The sequence below is a fragment of the Bradyrhizobium sp. Leo78 genome, from assembly GCF_059512425.1.
The window spans coordinates 1-367 of the sequence record NZ_JCAMOT010000295.1; the positions used below are offsets into that span (position 1 = coordinate 1).

Sequence of the window (367 nt, forward strand, 5' to 3'; positions counted from 1 at the left end):
GACGAGACTTTCAAGATTGCGATTACCCGGCTCGGCAATCGGATCCGCGTCGGCGGCATGGCCGAAATTTCTGGCTATACCAACGATCTCGGCCTGGCGCGCCGCAGCACGCTCGAACATTCCGTCACCGATCTCTTCCCCGGCGGCGATGTTTCCAAGGCTTCCTTCTGGTCCGGCCTGCGCCCGATGACGCCCGATGGCACGCCGGTCATCGGTCCGACGAAGATCAAGGGCCTCTTTCTCAATACCGGTCACGGCACGCTCGGCTGGACCATGAGCACCGGTTCGGCCCGGCTGATCGGCGACCTCGTCGGCGGCCGTACGCCCGATATCGACGCCAGGGATCTTGCCGTTAGCCGATACGGCT

General features: G+C 63.8%; 1 protein-coding gene. It reads left to right on the forward strand.

Annotation, left to right across the window (positions count from 1 at the left end; all coding sequences use genetic code 11):
* Positions 1-367 (forward strand): FAD-dependent oxidoreductase (locus tag AC5ZG1_RS44755; RefSeq protein ID WP_496136624.1); only part of this gene is annotated, 367 nt, incomplete at both ends.